At 52.8% G+C, this 19,556-nt stretch carries 18 protein-coding genes, 1 tRNA gene and 2 pseudogenes; 13 read left to right on the top strand and 8 right to left on the bottom strand.

What is annotated here, in order from left to right:
- The first annotated feature begins 1 nt into the window (after position 1).
- The 7 genes from AAGR22_RS13765 to AAGR22_RS13735 are packed head-to-tail and all read left to right on the top strand — an operon-like array spanning position 2 to position 7,676.
- The gene (locus AAGR22_RS13765; protein ID WP_067707179.1) at positions 2-1,336 is read left to right on the top strand and encodes an LLM class flavin-dependent oxidoreductase; all 1,335 of its coding nucleotides are present in this window, start codon (positions 2-4) and stop codon (positions 1,334-1,336) included.
- Positions 1,336-2,523 (top strand): SfnB family sulfur acquisition oxidoreductase, encoded by a 1,188-nt coding sequence (locus AAGR22_RS13760; protein ID WP_345828035.1) that lies wholly within the window; start codon positions 1,336-1,338, stop codon positions 2,521-2,523. The genes AAGR22_RS13765 and AAGR22_RS13760 overlap by 1 nt, the downstream gene beginning before the upstream one ends.
- A 10-nt stretch (positions 2,524-2,533) precedes the next feature.
- On the top strand, positions 2,534-3,742 hold the full coding sequence (locus AAGR22_RS13755; protein WP_345831604.1) for an SfnB family sulfur acquisition oxidoreductase: 1,209 nt from the start codon (positions 2,534-2,536) through the stop codon (positions 3,740-3,742).
- Positions 3,739-5,106: an LLM class flavin-dependent oxidoreductase gene (locus AAGR22_RS13750; RefSeq protein ID WP_345828034.1), complete on the top strand. Its 1,368-nt coding sequence runs from the start codon at positions 3,739-3,741 to the stop codon at positions 5,104-5,106. Before AAGR22_RS13755 ends, AAGR22_RS13750 begins: the two co-directional genes overlap by 4 nt.
- A gap of 26 nt (positions 5,107-5,132) precedes the next feature.
- On the top strand, positions 5,133-5,942 hold the full coding sequence (locus AAGR22_RS13745; protein WP_345828033.1) for a MetQ/NlpA family ABC transporter substrate-binding protein: 810 nt from the start codon (positions 5,133-5,135) through the stop codon (positions 5,940-5,942).
- 2 nt (positions 5,943-5,944) lie between these two features.
- Positions 5,945-7,042 carry an ATP-binding cassette domain-containing protein gene (locus AAGR22_RS13740; RefSeq protein WP_345828032.1) on the top strand — a complete coding sequence of 366 codons (1,098 nt, stop codon included), beginning with the start codon at positions 5,945-5,947 and terminating at the stop codon, positions 7,040-7,042.
- The gene (locus AAGR22_RS13735) at positions 7,029-7,676 is read left to right on the top strand and encodes a methionine ABC transporter permease (protein WP_345828031.1); all 648 of its coding nucleotides are present in this window, start codon (positions 7,029-7,031) and stop codon (positions 7,674-7,676) included. The genes AAGR22_RS13740 and AAGR22_RS13735 overlap by 14 nt, the downstream gene beginning before the upstream one ends.
- Before the next feature lie 11 nt (positions 7,677-7,687).
- Here the strand turns inward: AAGR22_RS13735 and AAGR22_RS13730 are convergent, their stop codons facing one another.
- On the bottom strand, positions 7,688-8,776 hold the full coding sequence (locus AAGR22_RS13730; protein ID WP_345828030.1) for a hypothetical protein: 1,089 nt from the start codon (positions 8,774-8,776) through the stop codon (positions 7,688-7,690).
- A 203-nt stretch (positions 8,777-8,979) separates the two neighbouring features.
- On the opposite strand from AAGR22_RS13730, the gene AAGR22_RS13725 reads away from it, so the two are divergent.
- Positions 8,980-9,381 (top strand): cupin domain-containing protein, encoded by a 402-nt coding sequence (locus AAGR22_RS13725; protein WP_345828029.1) that lies wholly within the window; start codon positions 8,980-8,982, stop codon positions 9,379-9,381.
- A gap of 223 nt (positions 9,382-9,604) precedes the next feature.
- On the opposite strand, the gene AAGR22_RS13720 is transcribed toward AAGR22_RS13725, so the two are convergent.
- The 3 genes from AAGR22_RS13720 to AAGR22_RS13710 form a co-directional block, all read right to left on the bottom strand.
- Positions 9,605-10,636, bottom strand: a complete 1,032-nt coding sequence (locus AAGR22_RS13720) for a methionine synthase (protein WP_345828028.1) — start codon at positions 10,634-10,636, stop codon at positions 9,605-9,607.
- A 26-nt stretch (positions 10,637-10,662) separates the two neighbouring features.
- Positions 10,663-11,643 (bottom strand): DUF1852 domain-containing protein, encoded by a 981-nt coding sequence (locus AAGR22_RS13715; protein WP_345828026.1) that lies wholly within the window; start codon positions 11,641-11,643, stop codon positions 10,663-10,665.
- A gap of 495 nt (positions 11,644-12,138) precedes the next feature.
- Complete coding sequence (locus AAGR22_RS13710; protein WP_345828025.1) at positions 12,139-12,843, bottom strand: DJ-1/PfpI family protein; 705 nt, start codon at positions 12,841-12,843, stop codon at positions 12,139-12,141.
- A gap of 236 nt (positions 12,844-13,079) precedes the next feature.
- Between AAGR22_RS13710 and AAGR22_RS13705 the strand changes: the two genes are divergently transcribed.
- The 4 genes and pseudogenes from AAGR22_RS13705 to AAGR22_RS13690 all read left to right on the top strand — a co-directional run.
- On the top strand, positions 13,080-13,556 hold the full coding sequence (locus AAGR22_RS13705; protein ID WP_067707099.1) for a cold shock domain-containing protein: 477 nt from the start codon (positions 13,080-13,082) through the stop codon (positions 13,554-13,556).
- 176 nt (positions 13,557-13,732) lie between these two features.
- Complete coding sequence (locus AAGR22_RS13700; protein ID WP_345828024.1) at positions 13,733-14,380, top strand: glutathione S-transferase; 648 nt, start codon at positions 13,733-13,735, stop codon at positions 14,378-14,380.
- 254 nt (positions 14,381-14,634) lie between these two features.
- A complete protein-coding gene (locus tag AAGR22_RS13695; RefSeq protein ID WP_345831603.1) occupies positions 14,635-14,973 on the top strand; it encodes a hypothetical protein in 339 nt (112 codons plus the stop codon).
- Positions 14,974-15,599: 626 nt separating this feature from the next.
- Positions 15,600-16,045: pseudogene (locus tag AAGR22_RS13690) on the top strand (transposase); the annotation flags it as partial.
- Between the two features lie 124 nt (positions 16,046-16,169).
- Here AAGR22_RS13690 and AAGR22_RS13685 read toward each other — a convergent pair.
- Together AAGR22_RS13685 and AAGR22_RS13680 are read right to left on the bottom strand one after the other, a co-directional pair.
- The gene (locus AAGR22_RS13685) at positions 16,170-16,559 is read right to left on the bottom strand and encodes a DUF943 family protein (protein WP_345828023.1); all 390 of its coding nucleotides are present in this window, start codon (positions 16,557-16,559) and stop codon (positions 16,170-16,172) included.
- On the bottom strand, positions 16,559-17,404 hold the full coding sequence (locus AAGR22_RS13680; RefSeq protein ID WP_345828022.1) for a DUF3289 family protein: 846 nt from the start codon (positions 17,402-17,404) through the stop codon (positions 16,559-16,561). The genes AAGR22_RS13685 and AAGR22_RS13680 overlap by 1 nt, the downstream gene beginning before the upstream one ends.
- A gap of 475 nt (positions 17,405-17,879) precedes the next feature.
- Here AAGR22_RS13680 and AAGR22_RS13675 point away from each other — a divergent pair, with 475 nt between their 5' ends.
- Complete coding sequence (locus AAGR22_RS13675) at positions 17,880-18,164, top strand: hypothetical protein (RefSeq protein ID WP_345828021.1); 285 nt, start codon at positions 17,880-17,882, stop codon at positions 18,162-18,164.
- A 293-nt stretch (positions 18,165-18,457) separates the two neighbouring features.
- On the opposite strand, the pseudogene AAGR22_RS13670 reads toward AAGR22_RS13675, so the two are convergent.
- Together AAGR22_RS13670 and AAGR22_RS13665 are read right to left on the bottom strand one after the other, a co-directional pair.
- A pseudogene (locus AAGR22_RS13670) lies at positions 18,458-19,023 on the bottom strand (integrase family protein); the annotation flags it as partial.
- Between the two features lie 168 nt (positions 19,024-19,191).
- Positions 19,192-19,267: transfer RNA gene (locus AAGR22_RS13665), tRNA-Asn, on the bottom strand.
- Positions 19,268-19,556: the final 289 nt, after the last annotated feature.

Genomic DNA, 19,556 nt, shown 5'->3' with positions numbered 1-19,556 from the left:
AATGAGTCAGACACAACGCCAGCTGCGGCTGGGCGCGATTATCCAGGGCGTTTCCGGCAATATGTCAGCATGGCGCCACCCGGATGCGGTCGCGGATGCCAGCATCAACGTGGACTATGTCATCGAACTGGCGCGCAGGGCGGAACAGGCGAAAATCGACTTTCTTTTTGTCGCCGATGGCCTGTACATCACGCCGCAGTCGATTCCGCACTTTCTGAACCGCTTTGAACCTGTCACGCTGCTCTCTGCGCTGGCGCTGGTCACCCGGAACATCGGCCTGGTGGGGACGCTTTCAACCTCTTACAGCGAGCCGTTTACCGTGGCGAGACAGTTCGCCAGCCTGGACCACCTGAGCGGCGGTCGGGGAGGCTGGAACGTGGTGACCTCGCCGCTGGAGGGCTCGGCGAAAAACTTCTCGCGCGCCGCGCACCCGGAACATGATGAGCGTTACCGCGTCGCCAGTGAATATCTGCGCGTGGTAACCGGGCTGTGGGACTCCTGGGAGAAAGACGCGTTCGTGCGCGACAAGGCCAGCGGTGAATTCTTCGCTGCCGATAAGCTGCATACCCTTAACCATAAAGGGCAGTACTTCTCGGTGCAGGGACCGCTTAACGTGGGGCGTTCGCCGCAGGGCAGGCCGGTTATCTTCCAGGCGGGCGCATCGGAAGCGGGTAAAGCCTTCGCCGCCGAAGCGGCCGATGCCATCTACACCCGGCATAACAGTCTGGAGCAGGCGAGAGCATTTCGCGAAGACGTTCGCCGCCGCCTGGAAGCGCGCGGACGCAATGCCGACGATATTCGCGTTTTCCAGGGCATCAGCGTGATTATCGGCAATACCCCAGAAGAGGCTGAACGCCGCTATCAGCAGACCGCCGAACTGGTCACCATCGACAAGGCGCTGGAGTACCTTGGCCGCTACTTTGAACACCATGATTTCAGCCAGTACGTGCTGGATGATCCCTTCCCGCAGATTGGCGAGCTGGGGGAAAACAGCTTCCGCAGCACCACTGACAATATCAAGCGCTACGCCCGCGAGCGGGGCCTGACGCTGCGTCAGGTGGCGCTGGAGGAGGCAACGCCGCGGCCCAGCTTTATCGGCACCGCCGCAGAGGTGGCGGACGGCCTGGCGCAGTGGTTCCTCGACGGGGCCGCCGACGGCTTTATCGTGCGCGGCGGCACGCCGACCGCCTTTGAAGACTTTGTGGATCAGGTGATCCCGCTGCTTCAGGCGCGCGGCCTCTACCGTCAGGAGTACGAAGGGAAGACCCTGCGTGAAAACCTCGGGCTGGCTGAGCCGGAGAATCAGTTTGCCCAGCGCCGCCAGCAGGTCGCGTAATGTGTCGCGCAGCTAAGGTGATTTTCAGTGAGCAGCAGGCCCTGGCCGCCGCGCGTGCCGTGGCCGCACTGGCGGTAAGCGATGCGGCAACCCGCGATCGCGATCGTCTCTACCCGCTTGAGGCGCTGTCGCTGTTCAGCCGCTCCGGTCTGGGGAGCATATCAATACCCACGGCCTGCGGCGGTGGCGGCCTGCCCTGGCGTACGGTGGCAGAGGTGTTTCGCCTGATCTCGGCGGCCGACCCGTCGCTGGGGCAGATCCCGCAGAACCACTTCGGCATTATTCAGTTTGTGCGGGATGAGGGTACCCCGGCACAGCAGCGCGCGCTGTTCAGCGCGGTGGTCGCGGGCCAGCGGCTGGGAAACGGTGGCCCGGAGAAAAACAGTCGGCACACCCGCGACGTGCAGGCCCGCCTGCGCCTGCGCGAGGGCGGTCTGTGGCTTACGGGGGAGAAGTTCTACTCCACCGGGGCGCTGTTTGCACACATTGTGGTGACCACCGCCATCACCGATGAGGGTCAGGCGGTCATGGCATTTATTCCGCGCCCGGCCGACGGGCTGGAGGTGATTGATGACTGGTCGGGAATGGGCCAGCGCACCACCGCCAGCGGCACCGTGCGGCTGGAGAATGTTGCGGTTGCGCCGGACCGGGTGATCCCCCTGCCATCGGCAGATAAGCCCACGCTGCGCGGACCGGTGTCGCAGCTGATTCAGGCGGCCATTGACGCGGGCATTGCGCGCGGGGCCTTTGATGAAGCCTGCGAGTTTACCCGTCGCCACGCCCGTCCGTGGATAGATGCGGGCGTGGATCGCCAGGCTGATGACCCCCATTTGCAGGCCGACGTCGGGCGCGTTTATATCGAGCTGCTGGCGGCAGAGGCCCTGCTGCGTAAAGCCGCCCGGGTGCTGGATGAGATTGACCCGGCGGCGCTGAGCGCTGAGCAGGCCGCGCGCGCGTCCATTGCGGTGGCTGAGGCCAAGGTTCTTACCACCCAGGTGGCGCTTAAAGCCAGCGAAAAGCTGCTGGAGTGGGGCGGCAGCCGGGCAACGCTGGCCGAACACGGGCTTGACCGGCACTGGCGTAATGCCCGAACCCACACGCTTCACGACCCGGTGCGCTGGAAATATCATGCGATCGGCAACTATTACCTCAACGGCATCTTCCCGGCGCGCCATGCCTGGATTTAAGGAGGCCAGCATGACCCTGAGCCAGGTTTTCGCCAAAAGAGCGGCCACGATTATTCACTCCCCCCAGCAGGCCCTCAGCGTCGCCCGCGAGCTGGCGCAGACGTTCCGCGCCGAAGCGGCCCGGCGCGACCGCCTGCGCGAACTGCCGTTTGAGCCGCTGGCCTCGCTATTCGCCTCCGGCCTTGGAGCGATAACCGTACCGGCCGCCTTTGGCGGGGCAGACGTTTCCACGCCGGTGCTGGCAGAGGTTATCAGCCTGCTCAGCGAGGCGGATGCGGCGATAGGGCAGATCCCGCAGAACCACTTCTATGCGCTACACGTGCTGCGGGTCAACGGCAGCGAGGCGCAGCAGCGGCGTTTCTTTCAGGAGGTGCTGGAAGGGGTGCATCTGGGTAACGCGCTGGCTGAATTCAGCTCATCCGCCGCGCATCATCGCACCACCTCGCTGCTGCCCGACGGCGAGGGCCTGGTGCTGACGGGCCAGAAATTTTACGCCACCGGCGCGCTGTACGCTGACCGCATTCCCACCGCCGCGCGTGACGCTGAGGGCCGCGAGCAGCTGGTGTTCGTGCCGCGCCATCAGGCAGGCGTCAGCGTGATTGACGACTGGACCGGCTTCGGCCAGCGCACCACTGGCAGCGGCACGGTTATCTTTAACGCGGTGAAGGTGGCGGCGGACGATATCGTGCCGTTTCAAAGCGCCTTTGAGCGCCCGACCACCCTCGGTCCTTTTGCGCAAATAATGCACGCTGCCATTGACCAGGGTATCGCGCGTGCGGCCTTCAGCGACATGCTGGCGTTTATCAACCAGCGCGCACGGCCCTGGCCTGATTCAGGCGTGGAGCGGGCGAATGAGGATCCGCTGATCCTCGATCGGGTGGGGCAGATAGCGGCGCGGCTGGCGGCGGGCGACGCCCTGCTGAGCGAGGCAGGCGAAGCCATAGATGCCGCCGGGCATCACCCTGATGCGGAGGGGGTCGCTGCCGCCTCGGTACAGGTAGCCTGCGCCCGCGCGTGGACCACCGAACTGGCGCTGGAGGCGTCCAGCCTGCTGTTTGAGCTGTCCGGCACCCGCTCGGCGCTGCGGGAGCATAATCTGGATCGCCACTGGCGTAACGCCCGCACCCATACCCTGCATGATCCGGTTCGCTGGAAATATCCGGTTATCGGTAACTACGTGCTGAACGGCGTTCTGCCACCGAGAAGGGGAACGCTGTGAAACCTGCAAAGACGATCCTGCTTAACGCCTTCAATATGAACTGCGTCGGCCATATTCATCACGGTATGTGGACCCATCCCGACGATCGCTCAATCGAGTTTAACCGCCTGGGTTACTGGCTGGATCTGGCGCGAACGCTGGAGCGCGGGCTGTTTGATGGCCTGTTTATCGCCGATATCCTTGGCGTGTATGACGTCTATCAGCAGGGGATTGGCCTGACGGCCAGCGAAGCCATCCAGCTGCCGGTCAACGATCCACTGATGCTGGTCTCGGCGATGGCCAGCGTGACGGAGCATCTGGGCTTTGGTCTGACCGCCAACCTCAGCTATGAGGCGCCTTATCCCTTTGCCCGCCGCTTCTCCACGCTCGATCATCTCACCGGGGGCCGGGTGGGGTGGAACGTTGTTACCGGCTATCTGGACAGCGCCGCCCGGGCGATGGGGCAGACGGAACTCTCCGGCCATGATCGCCGTTACGATCGGGCCGATGAGTTTCTCGACGTCAGCTATCAGCTATGGGAAGGGAGCTGGGAAGAGGATGCGGTGCTGGCCGACCGCCAGCGGCGTATCTACGCCGACGCCAGCAAAATTCACCCCATCCGCCACCGGGGCGAATTCTATCAGCTGGAAGGGGTGCATCTCTCTTCACCTTCCCCCCAGCGCACGCCGCTGCTGTTCCAGGCGGGCAGCTCCGCGCGGGGCATCCGCTTTGCCGCACGCCATGCGGAATGCACCTTTGTGAATGGCAGTACGCCGCAGGCCATGCGGGCGCAGGTGGACAAGCTGCGCCAGGCGGCGCGTGAAGCCGGGCGCGCACCGGAGGATCTGAAAATATTGATGGGCGTGTCGGTGATTGTCGCGGCAACCGAAAAAGAGGCCAGAGAAAAGCATCAGGCCTATCTGCGCTACGCCAGCCCGGAGGCGGGGATTGCTCACTTCTCCAGCTCCACCGGTATTGACCTGTCGCAGTTCGGCCTCGATGAGCCGATCCACACCGGCAGCACCCGGGCGATAGAGTCCGTAACGCAGGCCTACAGCGGCTGGACCCGCCGCCAGCTTCTGGAGCAGCATGCCCTCGGCGGACGCTACGCGCTGATCGTCGGTTCCCCGTCGCAGGTGGCGGAAGCGCTGATCGCCTGGGTGGACGAAGCCGGTATAGATGGCTTTAACCTCACCCGGATCCTGAACCCGCAAAGCTACATCGACTTTATCGACTGGGTGGTGCCGGAGCTACAGCAGCGCGGACGTTATAAAACTGCCTATCAGCCGGGCACGCTCCGGAAAAAACTGTTTAACCATGACCGGCTCCCGTCGCGGCATCCGGCAGCCCGCTGGCGCGTTCAGGGCGCCGATGCTGCACCCTAACAACGCTGAAACCTTAAGGAACTCGCATGCATTTGACGCACCCTTTTAAACATCTGCTGCTGGCCGGGGCGCTGGCGCTTTCCGCTGCCGCTACGGCGGCAGACTACACAGGACCGCTGAAGGTGGGCACCACCTCCGCCTTCGCGCCACCGCTGGAAACCGCCGTGGCAGAAGCAAAAAAGCAGGGCCTGGCGGTGGAACTGATTGAATTTAACGACTGGACCGCGCCCAACGTCAGCCTGGAGAACGGCGATATTGACGTGAACCTGTTCCAGCACCAGCCCTTCCTCGACAATGCCAATCAGCAGGGCGGCTTTCACCTGGTAAAATATGCCCCGGCGATCATCAATAACGTCGGGCTTTATTCTAAAAAACATACCCGCCTGGATCAGATCCCCCAGGGCGGCACCGTCGCCATTGCCAATGACCCGATCAACGGCGCGCGGGGGCTGTTGCTGCTGCAAAAGGCCGGGCTGATAAAGCTGAAATCCGGCACCGGTCTGAAATCGACCGTTGATGACATCGTGGATAACCCGAAAAAGCTGAAGATTATTGAGGTAGAGGCCGTGCAGCTCTCCCGATCGCTGGAAGAGGTCGACCTGGCGGAGGGGTATCCCCACTATTTGCGCCTGTCCGGGGTGATTGATCCGAATAACGCCCTGCTGTTCGACGGGCTGGAGCATCCTGAGTATGTGATTCAGTTTGTGATCCGCGATGGCCATCAGGACGATCCGCGCCTGAAGAAATTTGTCGATATCTATCAGCATTCGCCGGTGGTACGGGCCAGCCTGGATAAATTCTACGGCAAGCTGTATCAGCCCGGCTGGCGTCAGTAAGCATGGTGACGCTCGCCTGGCCTGAACAGGAAACATCACCCGCCGCCGGAACGCTACCCGAGGCCGCCGCGCTGCACATCGTTATTTCCGGGCTGACCAAACGCTATCCGGGGCAGCAGAGCGACGCGCTGCACAACGTCGGGTTGCAGATCGAGCGGGGGGCCATTTTTGGCATTATTGGCCGCAGCGGTGCCGGTAAATCGTCCCTGATCCGCTGCCTGAACCGTCTGGAAGAGCCCACCAGCGGCAGCGTGTGGGTCGATAACGTTGACCTGAGCACCCTTTCTCCCCACAAGCTGGTGAGCTGGCGGCGGACCACCGGGATGATCTTTCAGCACTTCAACCTGCTGTCGGCAAAAACGGTGCGCGAGAATATCGAGCTGCCCATGCGGGTGGCCGGCATTCCCGCTCCGCAGCGGCAGCGTAAAGTCGATGAGCTGCTGGCGCTGGTGGGGCTGCTGGAGCATCAGCACGCCTGGCCTGCCCAGCTCTCCGGCGGCCAAAAGCAGCGGGTAGGCATTGCCCGTGCGCTAGTGCACGATCCGCAACTGCTGCTGTGCGATGAGGCCACCTCGGCGCTGGATCCGGAAACCACGCGCGCCATCCTCGACCTGCTACGCGATATCAACCGGCAGAAGGGCATTACCATTGTGCTGATCACGCATGAGATGAATGTGATCCATGATCTGTGCCATCAGGTGGCCGTGCTGGAGCGGGGAAGGGTGATTGAATCCGGCCCGGTCTGGCAGGTGTATGGCGACCCACAGCAGGCCACCAGCCGCGTGCTGCTCAGGCCCGATCCTGACGGGCTGCCAGCGCGTCTGACGGACCGGCTGCGCGCCCATCCGCTCTCTGCTCAGTCACGGCCGCTGCTGGCACTCAGCTATACCGGCAGAACGGAGGTGCCGCCGCTGACGACCTTAATCCGCCAGCTGGGCGAAGAGGTGCAGCTGCTACAGAGTACGCTGGAATGGGTTCAGGGGCGGCAAATTGGTCAACTGCTGCTGCTGGCGGCGGCCAGTCGGCTGCCCTTTCGCGTGGAGAAGATGCCAGCAGGTCTGGCTGACCGGGTGGAGGTGAGAGGCTATGTTACCGATTGATCGACTCTGGCAGGGGCTGCTGGACACGCTCATGATGGTGGGCTGCTCTTCGCTGGCCGCGCTGCTGCTGGGGCTGCCGCTGGCGGTGGTCCTGGTGATCACCGGTGGTGAGAATCTGTTTGCCAGCCCGCTGCTTAACCGCGTACTGGGCTGGCTGGTTAACCTGTTCCGGTCAATCCCCTTTTTGATCCTGATGGTGGCGCTGATCCCTTTTACCCGGCTGATCGTTGGCACCACCTATGGCGTCTGGGCCGCCGTGGTGCCGCTGACGCTGGCGGCCACGCCGTTCTTCGCCCGCATTGCCGAAGTGAGCCTGCGCGAGGTGGATAAGGGGCTGGTGGAGGCCGCCCAGGCAATGGGATTTCATCGGCGGCATATTATCTGGCACGTCCTGTTGCCCGAGGCGCGTCCCGGCATTGTCAGTGGCTTCACCATTACCCTGGTCACCATGATCAACGCCTCGGCGATGGCCGGTGCCATCGGGGCGGGTGGGCTGGGGGATCTGGCCTACCGCTACGGCTATCAGCGCTTCGATACCCAGGTAATGCTTACAGTGATAGTGGTGCTGGTCGCGCTGGTAACGCTGCTTCAGCTATTTGGCGACAGGCTGTCCCGCCGCCTGAATCATCGCTAGCGCGTCAGCCTTTAGGGCAGTGGAAATTTATAGATAAACCAGGGCGCGGCGGTTTTGTTGACGCCCTGATTCGAGGAGGGGAGATATTCAAGCTGCGGCGCGGGAATATAGATATTCCGGCTGCGGTCAATAAACAGCGCGTCGGCAGAGATCAGGCGGTCATCCTGAATTAACACCTGGCGTTTGCCGCCGGGCAGCAGCCGCTCGACCGAACGGCTTTCGGTGTTGGAGAGATAAAAGTTACCCTGGCTATCCATCGCGGTGCCGCCGATTGAGGGGATATCCGCGTACTTTTCAATGTGCCCCTGCAAGGTCGCGTCATCCAGCGCATCATCCAGCAGGTAGCGCGTGGCAATGCGGCGCATCGGGCCGGTGGGAGTAGAGAAATAGAGCCATTTGCCATCGGGGCTGACCTCCAGCATATCGCTCTCGACCTCGGGCCGTTTGCCCTTTTCATCGCTCAGGATGCGGCCGCCAAACCCCTTTTGCGCCAGCTGCGGCGGCTTTTTCAGCTCGGGCAGAGCGGAAAGTTTTCTTTTGGTCACCCCGGTTTTCAGGTTATGGATGATGATGCCGCCCAGGCCCGAATCGGTGACAAATATCAGGTCGCCATACAGCCGCAAATCGTTGGGCGCACCGCCCGGCGGCAGGCTTTGTGCATCAAAGCGTACGATTTTGCTGACGCGTCCGGTGGCGATTTCAAAGGCGACCAGCTTCGCCGCGCCCGGCGCGGGAGTGCCATCCTCAGGTGCCCCCTGATCAACCACCCATACCAGGTCATCATTGAATATATGCACCGCATTAATATTCACCAGCTGGTCCACGCCGCTGTCGCCCGCCCGCCACTGGTTCCAGGCGTTACCGGGGAAGGGCACCGGGCCGTTTATTGTGACCTTCGCCAGCGCAGGGGAGTTTTCATGGCCTTTAAAACGCGGCAGGTTAATAAATATTGTTCCCTGCGAGGAGACCGCCGCGCCGTTGGTCAGCCAGGGGGAGGTAACCGCGACCTCAAGTGGGGAGGCCGACTTCACTGCCGCCAGGCTTTGACGCGCCAGCGCCGCCGCAGCGAGCCCGCTAATAATGAAATTTCTTCTGTTCAACAGCGACTCCTTAATACCGGGATATAAAACAGAGGAGGTAAAGCAAATTAATGCTCAGCCTGCGTGAAGCGCATTGATTTTCTGGGTATTATTAACTAAACCTTTATTAGGTTTAGATGAATTACTCCATAATGACAAAAAATATTTCACTGGTCACTTTGCGTTATTAATTAATTCAGACCCGTAATAAAAAGGAGAAAAGAATGAGCGGCGATAACGCACCGCAGAATAATGCCGATCAGATTAAAAGCGAGGTGCTGCTGGCGTGTAACGGCGCATGGAATGGGCATCCTTATGACCCCTATCCGGCTGGCAAGCCTCAGCTCTCAATGATAAAGCTCTCGCTTCCGGCTCACACTTCATTACCCTGGCATATTCATCCCATGCCTAATATTGCCTATCTGGTCTCCGGCTCGCTGACCGTTGAGGATAAAGAGAGCGGTGAATGCCATACCTTCTACGCCGGGCAGGTAATCAACGAAACGGTTAACAGCGCTCATCGTGGCTACACCACCGATGAACCGGCCGAGCTGTTAATTACCTATGCGGGCGTTGAGGGGCAGGAATTATCAGAATCGCTGCCGGGTGAACCCGACGAATTCTGACGATTTTAAACGCGTGAATCCTGGCTCCCAGGAAAAGATAAGTGTATTTAAAGGCGAGCTGTCCGGTAAAACAAGTGGGGAGATCATCGCTTTCGCAGGTCGGCTTGTAAAAGAGAAGAACGAGCAACTGGCGCGGCAGGAAAGCTTACTCCGATCGCCTGCCTTACAGTGGACCATCGGAGAGAGCAGGTAATTCACTTAACCTTGCCGCGACAGGGCCAGGTTATTTAGCCAGCAGTTCTCTGCGAACGATTTCTGCCCCTGCGCTTAACGCATTGAGCTTGCCTCTCGCAACCTGACGGGAGAGCGGGATCATGCCACAGTTAGTTGACGGATAGAGCTTATCGGCATCGACAAACTGAAGCGCCTTGCGCAGGGTATTGGCGACCTCCTCGGGGGTTTCAATGGTATTGGTTGCCACGTCAATGGCCCCAACCATCACTTTTTTACCCCGGATCAGTTCAATCAGCTCCATTGGAACATGCGAGTTTTGACATTCCAGGGAGATGATATCGATATCAGAGGCCTGCAGCTTCGGGAAAATCTCTTCATATTGCCGCCACTCTGAACCCAGCGTCTTTTTCCAGTCCGTATTGGCTTTGATGCCGTAGCCATAGCAAATATGTACGGCGGTTTCACACTTAAGCCCTTCGATGGCTCTCTCTAAAGCGGCAATCCCCCAGTCATTCACCTCATCGAAAAATACGTTAAAGGCAGGTTCATCAAACTGGATAATATCAACGCCGGCCGCCTCAAGTTCTTTGGCTTCCTGATTGAGAATTTTAGCGAATTCCCAGGCGAGTTTTTCGCGACTTTTATAGTGGCTGTCATACAGCGTATCAATCATCGTCATAGGACCGGGCAGGGCCCACTTAATGGGTTTATCGGTTTGCTGACGTAAAAAACGGGCATCTTCCACGAAAACGGGCTTTTGGCGACTCACCGGCCCCACAACCGTTGGGACACTCGCATCATAGCGATTACGGATTTTCACGATCTCACGCTTCTCGAAATCCACGCCGCTGAGGTGCTCAATAAAGGTGGTGACAAAATGTTGGCGCGTTTGCTCGCCATCACTGACAATATCGATACCGGCCTGCTGCTGATCTTCCAGACACAAACGCAGAGCATCCTGTTTGCCATCAATCAGTTCCTGACCCTGCAATTTCCAGGGTGACCACAGTGTCTCAGGCTGCGCAAGCCAGGAGGGTTTAGGTAAACTGCCCGCGGTCGACGTAGGTAACAATATTTTCATAACAGATGCCTTGTATTTTTAGTTAATCAAAGAACGTAATTAGCAGACCACTGCTCAAGAATAGTTCGATAAGGTTTAATGAAGTGCTCTTCAGTAAACTTACCCTGCTCAATAGCTAACCGGCTACGCTCTTCTCGATCATAAACAATTTTGGTTAATGCATAATCCTGCTGATCCAAATTCGGCTGATACGCTTTTCCTGCAACAGCATGCGCATTGTAAATCTCAGGTCGGTAAATCTTTTGGAACGTCTCCATCGTACTGATGGTGCTGATAAGCTCAAGATCGGTATAATCACCCGTCAAATCACCCGCAAAATAGAAAGCTAAAGGGGCAACGCTGTTTGCTGGCATAAAATAGCGTGCCTGTAACCCCATTTTATTGAAGTAGTGATCGGTCATGGAGGGTTCATTTTGCTGGTATTCAATGCCCAGGACAGGATGCTGATAATCCGTACGGTGATAGACATTTTTGCTGGAAACGCTCAGGCATATCACCGGCGCTTTAGTAAAGTTTTCTTTGTAAGTTGCTGAGTTAACAAAGCATTTAAATAGTTTTCCGTGCAAATCGCCAAAGTTCTCCGGCGTGCTGAAGGTGGATTTATTCCTGTTGTGCTCTAACAGTACGACGCTAAAGTCATAATCCCGCACGTAAGAAGAAAAATTATTGCCGACAATACCTTCAATGCGTTCATTGGTCTTTTTATCGACGATATTCGTCTTCAGTATTTCAATCACCGGGAAGGTATTACCCTTGCCCTCAACATCCATCTCAACGGAAACGATTTCAAGCTCAACCGAATAACGATCCCCTTTCGGGTTATCCCAATGCGCCAGCGTGTTGAAGCGATTGTCAATCATCGCCAGAGCATTGCGCAGGTTCTCCTGACGTTTTTCGCCTCTGGCTAAATTAGCAAAGTTGGTCGTGATGCGCGTACTTTCTGATGGGTTATAGTTTTCATCAAAATTAATGCTTTTTACAGCAAAGGTGAAATCGTTATTCGTCATAATCTGTGATCCTAATGTCTGATATAAGAACCTGAATTTTTATTATTTCTTCGCTATTTCCCAGCTTCCTTTTCCGGTTTTCTCATTCAGTGGTCTTTATATTGTTGATAATCAATAATGCATATTTTATGCCATCAACACTGGACGAGGGGAAGTGATTTAATTTCACTGCAACATGAGTCATCTTCATGATCTGCCTCGCGCGCAGTACGCCTTTTGCTGCATAAATTTTCTTTTTTCTAGATTATTGATTTAAATCAACATGTTATGTGTTGACGCTCAGGGCGGGCTATTTTATGCAACGCCCGCTTTATGCTCATTGCTGCCTTCGGGTATAGCCGAAAATGGCTTAGCTCAAGCAGCCGACAGGATAGCTAAGCGGTAGCAACATGATCGGTCGCTCTGAGGTGATGTCAGGCCGATAGAAAATGAAAGGGAGCGAATACGCTTAAAGTGACTGTTGTCGCTTATGATCAGCCCTGGCCTGACAGTGCGCTATCGCGACATTTTTAAGAGGGTTGACGCTGCTTTTACCGTCGCCTGTCGCCTTTTTTCAATAAATGCCGCCGTCTGTTCTTTTGCTTTTTGCAGCTGGGCCGGAGATGCCGTCCGGGGGGAGCCACAGGAAAAAGGTGGCGCGGGGTCGTACTCCATGTGTAATTGAATATTCTGAGCAATCTCAATGCCATACAGCTCGGCCACAACGGTAAGCGCAAAATCAATGCCGGATGTTACGCCCGCGCCAGTAATACGATTGCGATCCCGGACGACACGCTCGTTTACGGGTTCTGCCCCCAACAGAGAGAGTTGATCCAGCGAAGCCCAATGCGTCGTTGCCCGATATCCTTTCAGAAGCCCGGCGGCGGCAAGTATCAACGAGCCCGTGCATACGGAAGTCACGAGTCGGGCCTGGTGACTCTGGGCGCGTATAAACGAAAGCACATTCTCATCCGCCATCAGGTCTATCTGTCCGGGTCCTCCGGGAATGCAGATGACATCAAGTTTCGGGCATGTGCTGAAAGTGGTAGTCGGCAGAATTGCCATTCCCCGGTCCGATACGACAGGATCCCGCGTTTTCCAAATGAGATGGACGTTGGTGTCAGGGGCTCTGACAAAAACTTCATACGGACCGGTGAGATCAAGCTGTGTCAGTGCCGGAAACAGTAGCAGCCCGATTGATATGCAAGCGGAATCACTCATGACAGACCCTTTTTGATTTATAGGTGTAAAATGACTTTTTCTCACCCAGAGCAAATTTGCGCGCTGCGGCAGGGTGATCCTCAGGCATCTAAAGGGATAGGTTATCTGGCTGCCCCTCGCATAGCAGAGATTTATCATCCAGACTTAAACCAAAACGTAGTCTACACAGCCGTTGTGCTTTACACTGCGCGCTGTAAAAACTGAGTAGATTAACGATAAAGTAGGCGGTAAAGGCGATGAACGGAACGATCACAACCTGGTTTAAAGAAAAAGGTTTTGGATTTATCAAAGATGAGAACGGTGATAACCGTTATTTTCATGTGATCAAGGTCGCCAACCCCGAGCTGATTGACAAAAATGCGTCGGTGACTTTCGAACCTGGCACCAATAGCAAAGGTTTGTCAGCCTACGCAGTCAAGGTGCTACCGGAAAGCAACTATATTTATATCGCAGGCGAGCGTCTCAAGCTCACGGCGATCAAGTCCTGGCTGGTTTACAGTGAAGAAGTCCCTGTCGATGCCCGCATTGACAAAGAAAATGCAGTGCTCTCTGTGGGCCTGTTGATGAACAGCATCAGGCCGAAATCCTCCACTGAGCCGGGTGAAATGCGCTCGCTGAAAAAACTGGCGATCACCACCTTCCAGGGTACGACATTAATCTTCTCAGAAGATGAGATTGACGTGGATGCCACGGTGAAGATGCTTAAAGTCTGAGTGCGGGCAGCCCATAAGGCTGCCTGATTATTGCTGCGAATGCAGGCAACCACAGCGTTGCCTGGAGTTTTCCGGTTAGCGCAGGCGTCTACAGTACTGCCTCGTTTCTTCCTGCGCTCGCAGTCGCACGGCAATCTATTATGCTTACTGATAATCACCCGCCAGTGGAGAATGTCATGTATACGCTTTATGGCTCGGACCATTCCGGATCGGCCGCAATAGAAATGGCGCTTATCCGCTGTGGCGTGGAATATTGCGTGGTCAAAGCCAGCTCCTGGGAAAAAAACACCGCCGAAGAAGCGTTAAGCCGTCTCAATCCGTTGGTCCAGATACCCACATTAATCCTTCCCGATGGTTCTGTCCTGACCGAAAGCGCAGCAATTATGATCTTCCTCGGGCTTGAATACCCGGACGCGGGAATTTTATCGACGAATGCCTCAGTACGCTCGCAACAACTGCGCGGTCTGATTTATATAGTGACTAACTGTTATGCGTCCATCGGAATGATTGATTATCCAGAGCGATGGCTGGGCTCCAACCAGAAAGCGTCCCTTAAGGCACTGGCTGAAGGCGCAACCCACAAGCTTTATCAGCAGTGGGAGACGTTCAGCGACATTTTCCATGCATCAGCGGCCTGGTGCCCGCAAGCACCGGGTGGTCTCGAAATGCTGGCCTGTGTTGTTACCCGATGGAGTGCGGCGCGTGATTATTTGCGTACCGCCAGAGCAGATTTTTACGCATCGCTGTTAGAGATAGACCATTACCCCCTCATCAATCATGTTGTGCAGAATCACTGGCCGTCAACCTGCTCCGGGCAGCAATAAAGACCGGACAGCCGTGGCTGCAAAAGCGGAGTATGGTTTCGGGAATTGGGGAGAAGAAGGCACAAAAGCAGTGGGCAGAAAGACTACAAAAAATATATACGAAAATGGCTCGTGACAGAATTTTACCAGATGATTTCATTGACTGGTAATGAGCAGTCATAATAATCTATCTTCATCAAGAAACGGAGATAGCTATGGGCTTTGAACTTCACATAATAAGAACAGAAAATTAGTTTGATAGCGCAAGTAACCCAATAAGTAGTGGTGAATGGCTTCAGGTTATTAATGATGATGTAGAACTTTCAGTAGATAAAATGAATGGTGATTTTTTTGCTGTATGGAGCGGTAAGAGTGAACATGATGGACCCTGGCTTGAGTGGAGTGATGGAAGGATCTCAACCAAGCATCCAGACCAGGCGCTTTATTGTAAGATGTTGCAGATAGCTAAAAAGCTAAATGCCGTAGTCGTTGATGATGATGATCATAAATATATATTATCAACCGATCTTTTGAATCCATCATGGGCGAATCAGTCAACTGTTGTTGAAAAATATTCTTTTTGGGGAAAGTTAATATCAAAAGTAAGGGGTTAAAATAAATTATAAAATGGTTATTGGAAATTGCTATAAATAATTTTCATTTCAGTAAAATCTCCTTGAGAAAGCCATTTTTTGATGAGTGACTGAAGAACGCAATCACACTATAATGTCTTTACTTGGTTGAGGATTATTCTATTATTCTAATGTGAAATGATCACAGCTCAATTTCAAATCTATATATTATGCTAAATTAAAAATATAACCTCATGATGTTTTAAACCAGAACCAGATGGCAAAACCAATCATGAACAACCCGAGTAGAATGTTTTCTAGTATTTTGGGGGTGAATGATTTGTCTTTTTTGTAATGGTAAATAAATGGAGCCATCTTGCGATATTCTTTAAATACACCTTTCTTATACGAAGAATAACTATCATAAAGAGTATACAAGCCCAATGCTACAGTAATTACTATTATGCTCATAACACCCATTTTACATCCCTGTAATAAATCTTGTTATGAAAATCATTTTATCAAGTTTTTATTTTATAACCAGAAAAAAATAGAAAATGCTTAAAACAAGGGCGGGTAAATATTTTGGGCAAACTCAAACGGCCTGATCCTACCCAGCAATAGTGGACACGCGACTAAGTGAGTAAACTCTCAACCAGAGGTGACTCATGACAAAACCAACATCGACCAGCAAAAAGCCCCGTAAGCAGCACACGTATGAATTTCGCAACGAAGCGCTGAAGCTTGCTGAGCAAATTGGTGTTGCTGCCGCGGCCCGCGAACTCAGCCTGTATGAATCACAGCTTTATACCTGGCGCAGCAAACAACAGCAGATAGTGACCGCGTCAGAGCGTGAAAGTGAACTGGCCGCTGAAAATGCCCGCCTTAAGCGGCAACTGGCTGAGCAGGCGGAAGAGATTGCCATTCTCCAAAAGGCCGCGACATACTTCGCGAAGCGCCTGAAATGAAGTATGTCTTTGTCGAAAAGTATCAGGCTGAGTTCAGCATTAAAGCCATGTGCCGGGTGCTGCGGGTTGCCCGCAGCGGCTGGTATGCCTGGCGTAACCGGCGCACCGTGATGAATGCCCGGCAGGAGTTCCGGCAGCGCTGCGACCCGGCGGTTATATGAAGCATGAGAATTACCCTGTGTTTTTTATAAGGGTTCGACACCTATATCAAAACCGGTAACTCTCAACCATTCATGGACATGTGTCAGATCAAGTCGCAACTAATACAAATTAGAATTGATATTTAACGCCACCATCGCGCGTGCGCCAGATCATCATAATAATTTTTTTATCAATACAGTTTTTTGGTGGTTTTATATCTGTGAAGCAAAGTCTGTCTTCTTTACCTTCTACTTGATAGCCATCACCAAAGGCATAGACAACAATAAGAAAGGGTGTTTTATCACCAGTTGGAATGTCGTATTTTTTAAGGATTTCATTTTGGTTTCTTTGCCACCAATTAATCTTGTTTGAGTCGGTTAAAGGTAATTTATCAACAATAATTTGTGCTGTACTACCATCATAATGTGCACCAATAACAGAAATATTAGGTTTTCCTGGAAACAGATAACCAATAATACATAAAACCACTGCCAGTGAGAAAATTACTAGTTTACGCATTATCGTTTTCCTTCTATGTCAATCACAGCTTCCATATTTGTCAGAAATGGACGAAAACCAAATTTATCCAACCGTTGAAGAACAAACCATATTCTGAAGAATTGAAACTGATTGAATTTACGCTTGCGTATATCACCGACATCCAGGCCGAAATGATCCTGGCCTGTAAATCTGACACTTGCTTTCCAGCCATGATCATTAACATCAAGACCAAGAATTTCTATTCTAGTTGCATAAAAATCGTGGAAAGTAATTCCCATTCCATTAATTTTATCAAGTATTAAAGAGTCAGATTTTGGAAGTATAGAGAGTTTGATGGCAGAAGTTAAACTTTCCAGTCGTTCATGAGGAAATCCTTTGCTGGTATAATCAATGAATAATCCAATCGTTTCTTGCATGATAGACGTTGTTTTCTTAGCAGCATAATCAGAATGCAGTTTATTCCGATAAGCTCTATCTAATTGAGGATTGTGAAAATCTAATCCCCGTGAAAACCGAAAATTCCTTAGCATCTGATTGATTAAATATCTATGCGGGCCAACGAAAGAAAAAGGTAGCGATGTAACCTGCATTTCCTCGAACAATAGCTGCGTACCTTGCTGGACACTCAGTTTATCGCCACGGTGAATGCTACCATAAGCTCCTGCGAATCTTGATTGCGGATTATCAAATGTTGTCAGTCGGGTTAGGGTATAGGGATCAACCACATTCGATATGTTGTTAAGTCCGAACTCTCTTCTCAGCCTGTCTTCCGGAATGTCGCCATAACGCATATCGTCCGTAGAAAAATCATTGAAACGGCGCTGGGTCGTGAAGATCGTTAAAGGAAATAATGCATTGCTCACTGGGTGGTACTCCGTTACCTGGGTTATCGCAATTGAATTTACAAACCGCCTTTCTAACAAAGCATATCGTAAAACTATGTCGTTGCTAGAGATATCGTCCCGTCATGGACAGAACACTTAGTTGATGCCTTTACCCTATCCGTAATGACAGCATGACTCAACATCATAGTAAGGTGCTTCGGACTCAATGTGTTCAAAGTGCGAGCTTTTTAGGAAAAAATCAGTCAATTAATCACACATTTCATTAACTTATTGATCTGCAAAATCGATCTATATATCTATTTTGATAGATATTAACGATTAAAGGGTCGCCAATCGATCGGTGATTAATTGTTTATATCGATGTATATTAATTATTTGATAGATTATAGCTATTTTTTTGCATATCAATTTGGTCGATAAAAACGGTATGACAGCCTCATTCTTTAGGTCAATAATATCAATTACTTAGAGTGTTCGGGTTGATAAGAAGAATATGTTTGAATATCCGTTTTGCGGTACAGATGTCCAGGAGCATGTTTCGGTATGCAGGGGCTGTGGTGCTGAGAGAGTTAACGGCTACGTCAGTCAGCAGACCATGAAGGGGCTGGTAGCCGTTGGAACGATTATTGGCATTCCTGCGGGATTTTTTATGGCTTATTTGACCAAATCCACGCCGGTAATGGTGATTACTTTGCCCGCTTTAATGCTTGGCCTATTGCTAATTTTGAAATTTAAAACCAAAGATAAAATCAGTTGGGTTCGTCCGACCGCACGTTAATGGCTACGCCAACATCAGGGGAAAAACACCATCACTCACTGTTCTGAATGAAGATATCAGTTCAGTGAGTATTTTATGATCCTGTACAGGTTATTTAAAATGAAAAAAACGATTAAGGCTCTATACGTCTCTGCCACTTTCACCCTCGCAGGCTGTCAGCAACTGAACGACATAACAGGGAAGGTGGGGCAGTCGATTAATTCCTCATTATCTTCTCTGAGTGGGGTTCTAAGCCCATCCAACAGCAAAAGCACAACTCTGACCTCGGATAATCTTGACGTGAACACCGTTACTGGTATTGTCCATAACGATTTTTCAAAATCAATTTCTGACCATCTTGCAAAACGGAGTTCCCTGGAACGAATAAAGGTCAGCAGGGTAAGTTTCACTGCCAGCCGGGTAAGTAATCTTCCACGGCAATTGTCAATGCGTTCTGAAAACTCGTGGTATCCTTCAAATAACCGGAAAAAGATATATTTCCAGAGCGCCGAGGATTTTATTTTTGTACTCTTCTGACCATTTCTAATTGCCCGCATGCCATTGTCTGGCAACTGCTTCAAATAAAAAGGCCCCGCTGTTTTCGCACTTCTCGTCCTGCTTCCTAACCAAAGGGTCGGAACCTTTCGTTTCGCCAGCAGTTTTTTTCGCCACGTCACGGTGTTACATGGCATCAGATAGAGAGAGGGCAGGATGTACGCCTGACGCCAGGGTTTTTTGCTTACCGGCAAAAAGATATTGCATACGCCAGTATTTTGAGCCGTTGGGATGAACAAGCAGGTACATACCAGAACCATCCGTGCGCTTGATGGCTTTCCCGTAATGCTTTGCATTTCTTATTTTTTATATCAGTGAGCGCCACACAGGACCGTTCTCCGTATGAGTGTACAAAACGGAGAACCGGAAGTGCCAGCAAATGCGGGTGGATGGTGCCGCGCTTTGAAGGACGTTGTCGAACAAGGGAGAGAGAATAACTGCCTGACTAAAAAGCAAAAAACCAGACGTCAGTAGACATCTGGTTTCTTTAATATGGCTCCTCTGACTGGACTCGAACCAGTGACATACGGATTAACAGTCCGCCGTTCTACCGACTGAACTACAGAGGAATTGTTTCAACGGGGCGCATATTAACGATGGCCCAGGGGAATGTCAAAGCCCGATTTCACCTTTATGGTGCGTTTGCTGGCAAAATCAACGATCTGCTCTCTTTCTCATCCGTTAGCCCCTTCCTGCCTTCAGGATAACGCGCAATCTCTTGCGCCAGATCTCAATTTAAATCAATTACCGCGCCGATGTTAGAGGTATGTCAAAATTTTGTTGTTTGATTATTTTAAAACGCGCGTTCCAGTGTTTTGATGGTGAAAATTTCAAATAGTCAATTTATGAAATAAATAA

It is taken from the genome of Erwinia sp. HDF1-3R (assembly GCF_039621855.1).
In the GTDB taxonomy this organism is placed as follows: domain Bacteria; phylum Pseudomonadota; class Gammaproteobacteria; order Enterobacterales; family Enterobacteriaceae; genus Erwinia.
This window is presented reverse-complemented; position numbering and strand designations above follow the sequence as displayed.

Coding starts and splice junctions, on each gene's coding strand:
- AAGR22_RS13765 (WP_067707179.1), top strand. CDS start 2: ATGAGTCAGACACAACGCCAGCTGCGGCTGGGCGCGATTATCCAGGGC.
- AAGR22_RS13760 (WP_345828035.1), top strand. CDS start 1,336: ATGTGTCGCGCAGCTAAGGTGATTTTCAGTGAGCAGCAGGCCCTGGCC.
- AAGR22_RS13755 (WP_345831604.1), top strand. CDS start 2,534: ATGACCCTGAGCCAGGTTTTCGCCAAAAGAGCGGCCACGATTATTCAC.
- AAGR22_RS13745 (WP_345828033.1), top strand. CDS start 5,133: ATGCATTTGACGCACCCTTTTAAACATCTGCTGCTGGCCGGGGCGCTG.
- AAGR22_RS13740 (WP_345828032.1), top strand. CDS start 5,945: ATGGTGACGCTCGCCTGGCCTGAACAGGAAACATCACCCGCCGCCGGA.
- AAGR22_RS13735 (WP_345828031.1), top strand. CDS start 7,029: ATGTTACCGATTGATCGACTCTGGCAGGGGCTGCTGGACACGCTCATG.
- AAGR22_RS13725 (WP_345828029.1), top strand. CDS start 8,980: ATGAGCGGCGATAACGCACCGCAGAATAATGCCGATCAGATTAAAAGC.
- AAGR22_RS13720 (WP_345828028.1), bottom strand. CDS start 10,636: ATGAAAATATTGTTACCTACGTCGACCGCGGGCAGTTTACCTAAACCC.
- AAGR22_RS13715 (WP_345828026.1), bottom strand. CDS start 11,643: ATGACGAATAACGATTTCACCTTTGCTGTAAAAAGCATTAATTTTGAT.
- AAGR22_RS13710 (WP_345828025.1), bottom strand. CDS start 12,843: ATGAGTGATTCCGCTTGCATATCAATCGGGCTGCTACTGTTTCCGGCA.
- AAGR22_RS13705 (WP_067707099.1), top strand. CDS start 13,080: ATGAACGGAACGATCACAACCTGGTTTAAAGAAAAAGGTTTTGGATTT.
- AAGR22_RS13700 (WP_345828024.1), top strand. CDS start 13,733: ATGTATACGCTTTATGGCTCGGACCATTCCGGATCGGCCGCAATAGAA.
- AAGR22_RS13685 (WP_345828023.1), bottom strand. CDS start 16,559: ATGCGTAAACTAGTAATTTTCTCACTGGCAGTGGTTTTATGTATTATT.
- AAGR22_RS13675 (WP_345828021.1), top strand. CDS start 17,880: ATGTTTGAATATCCGTTTTGCGGTACAGATGTCCAGGAGCATGTTTCG.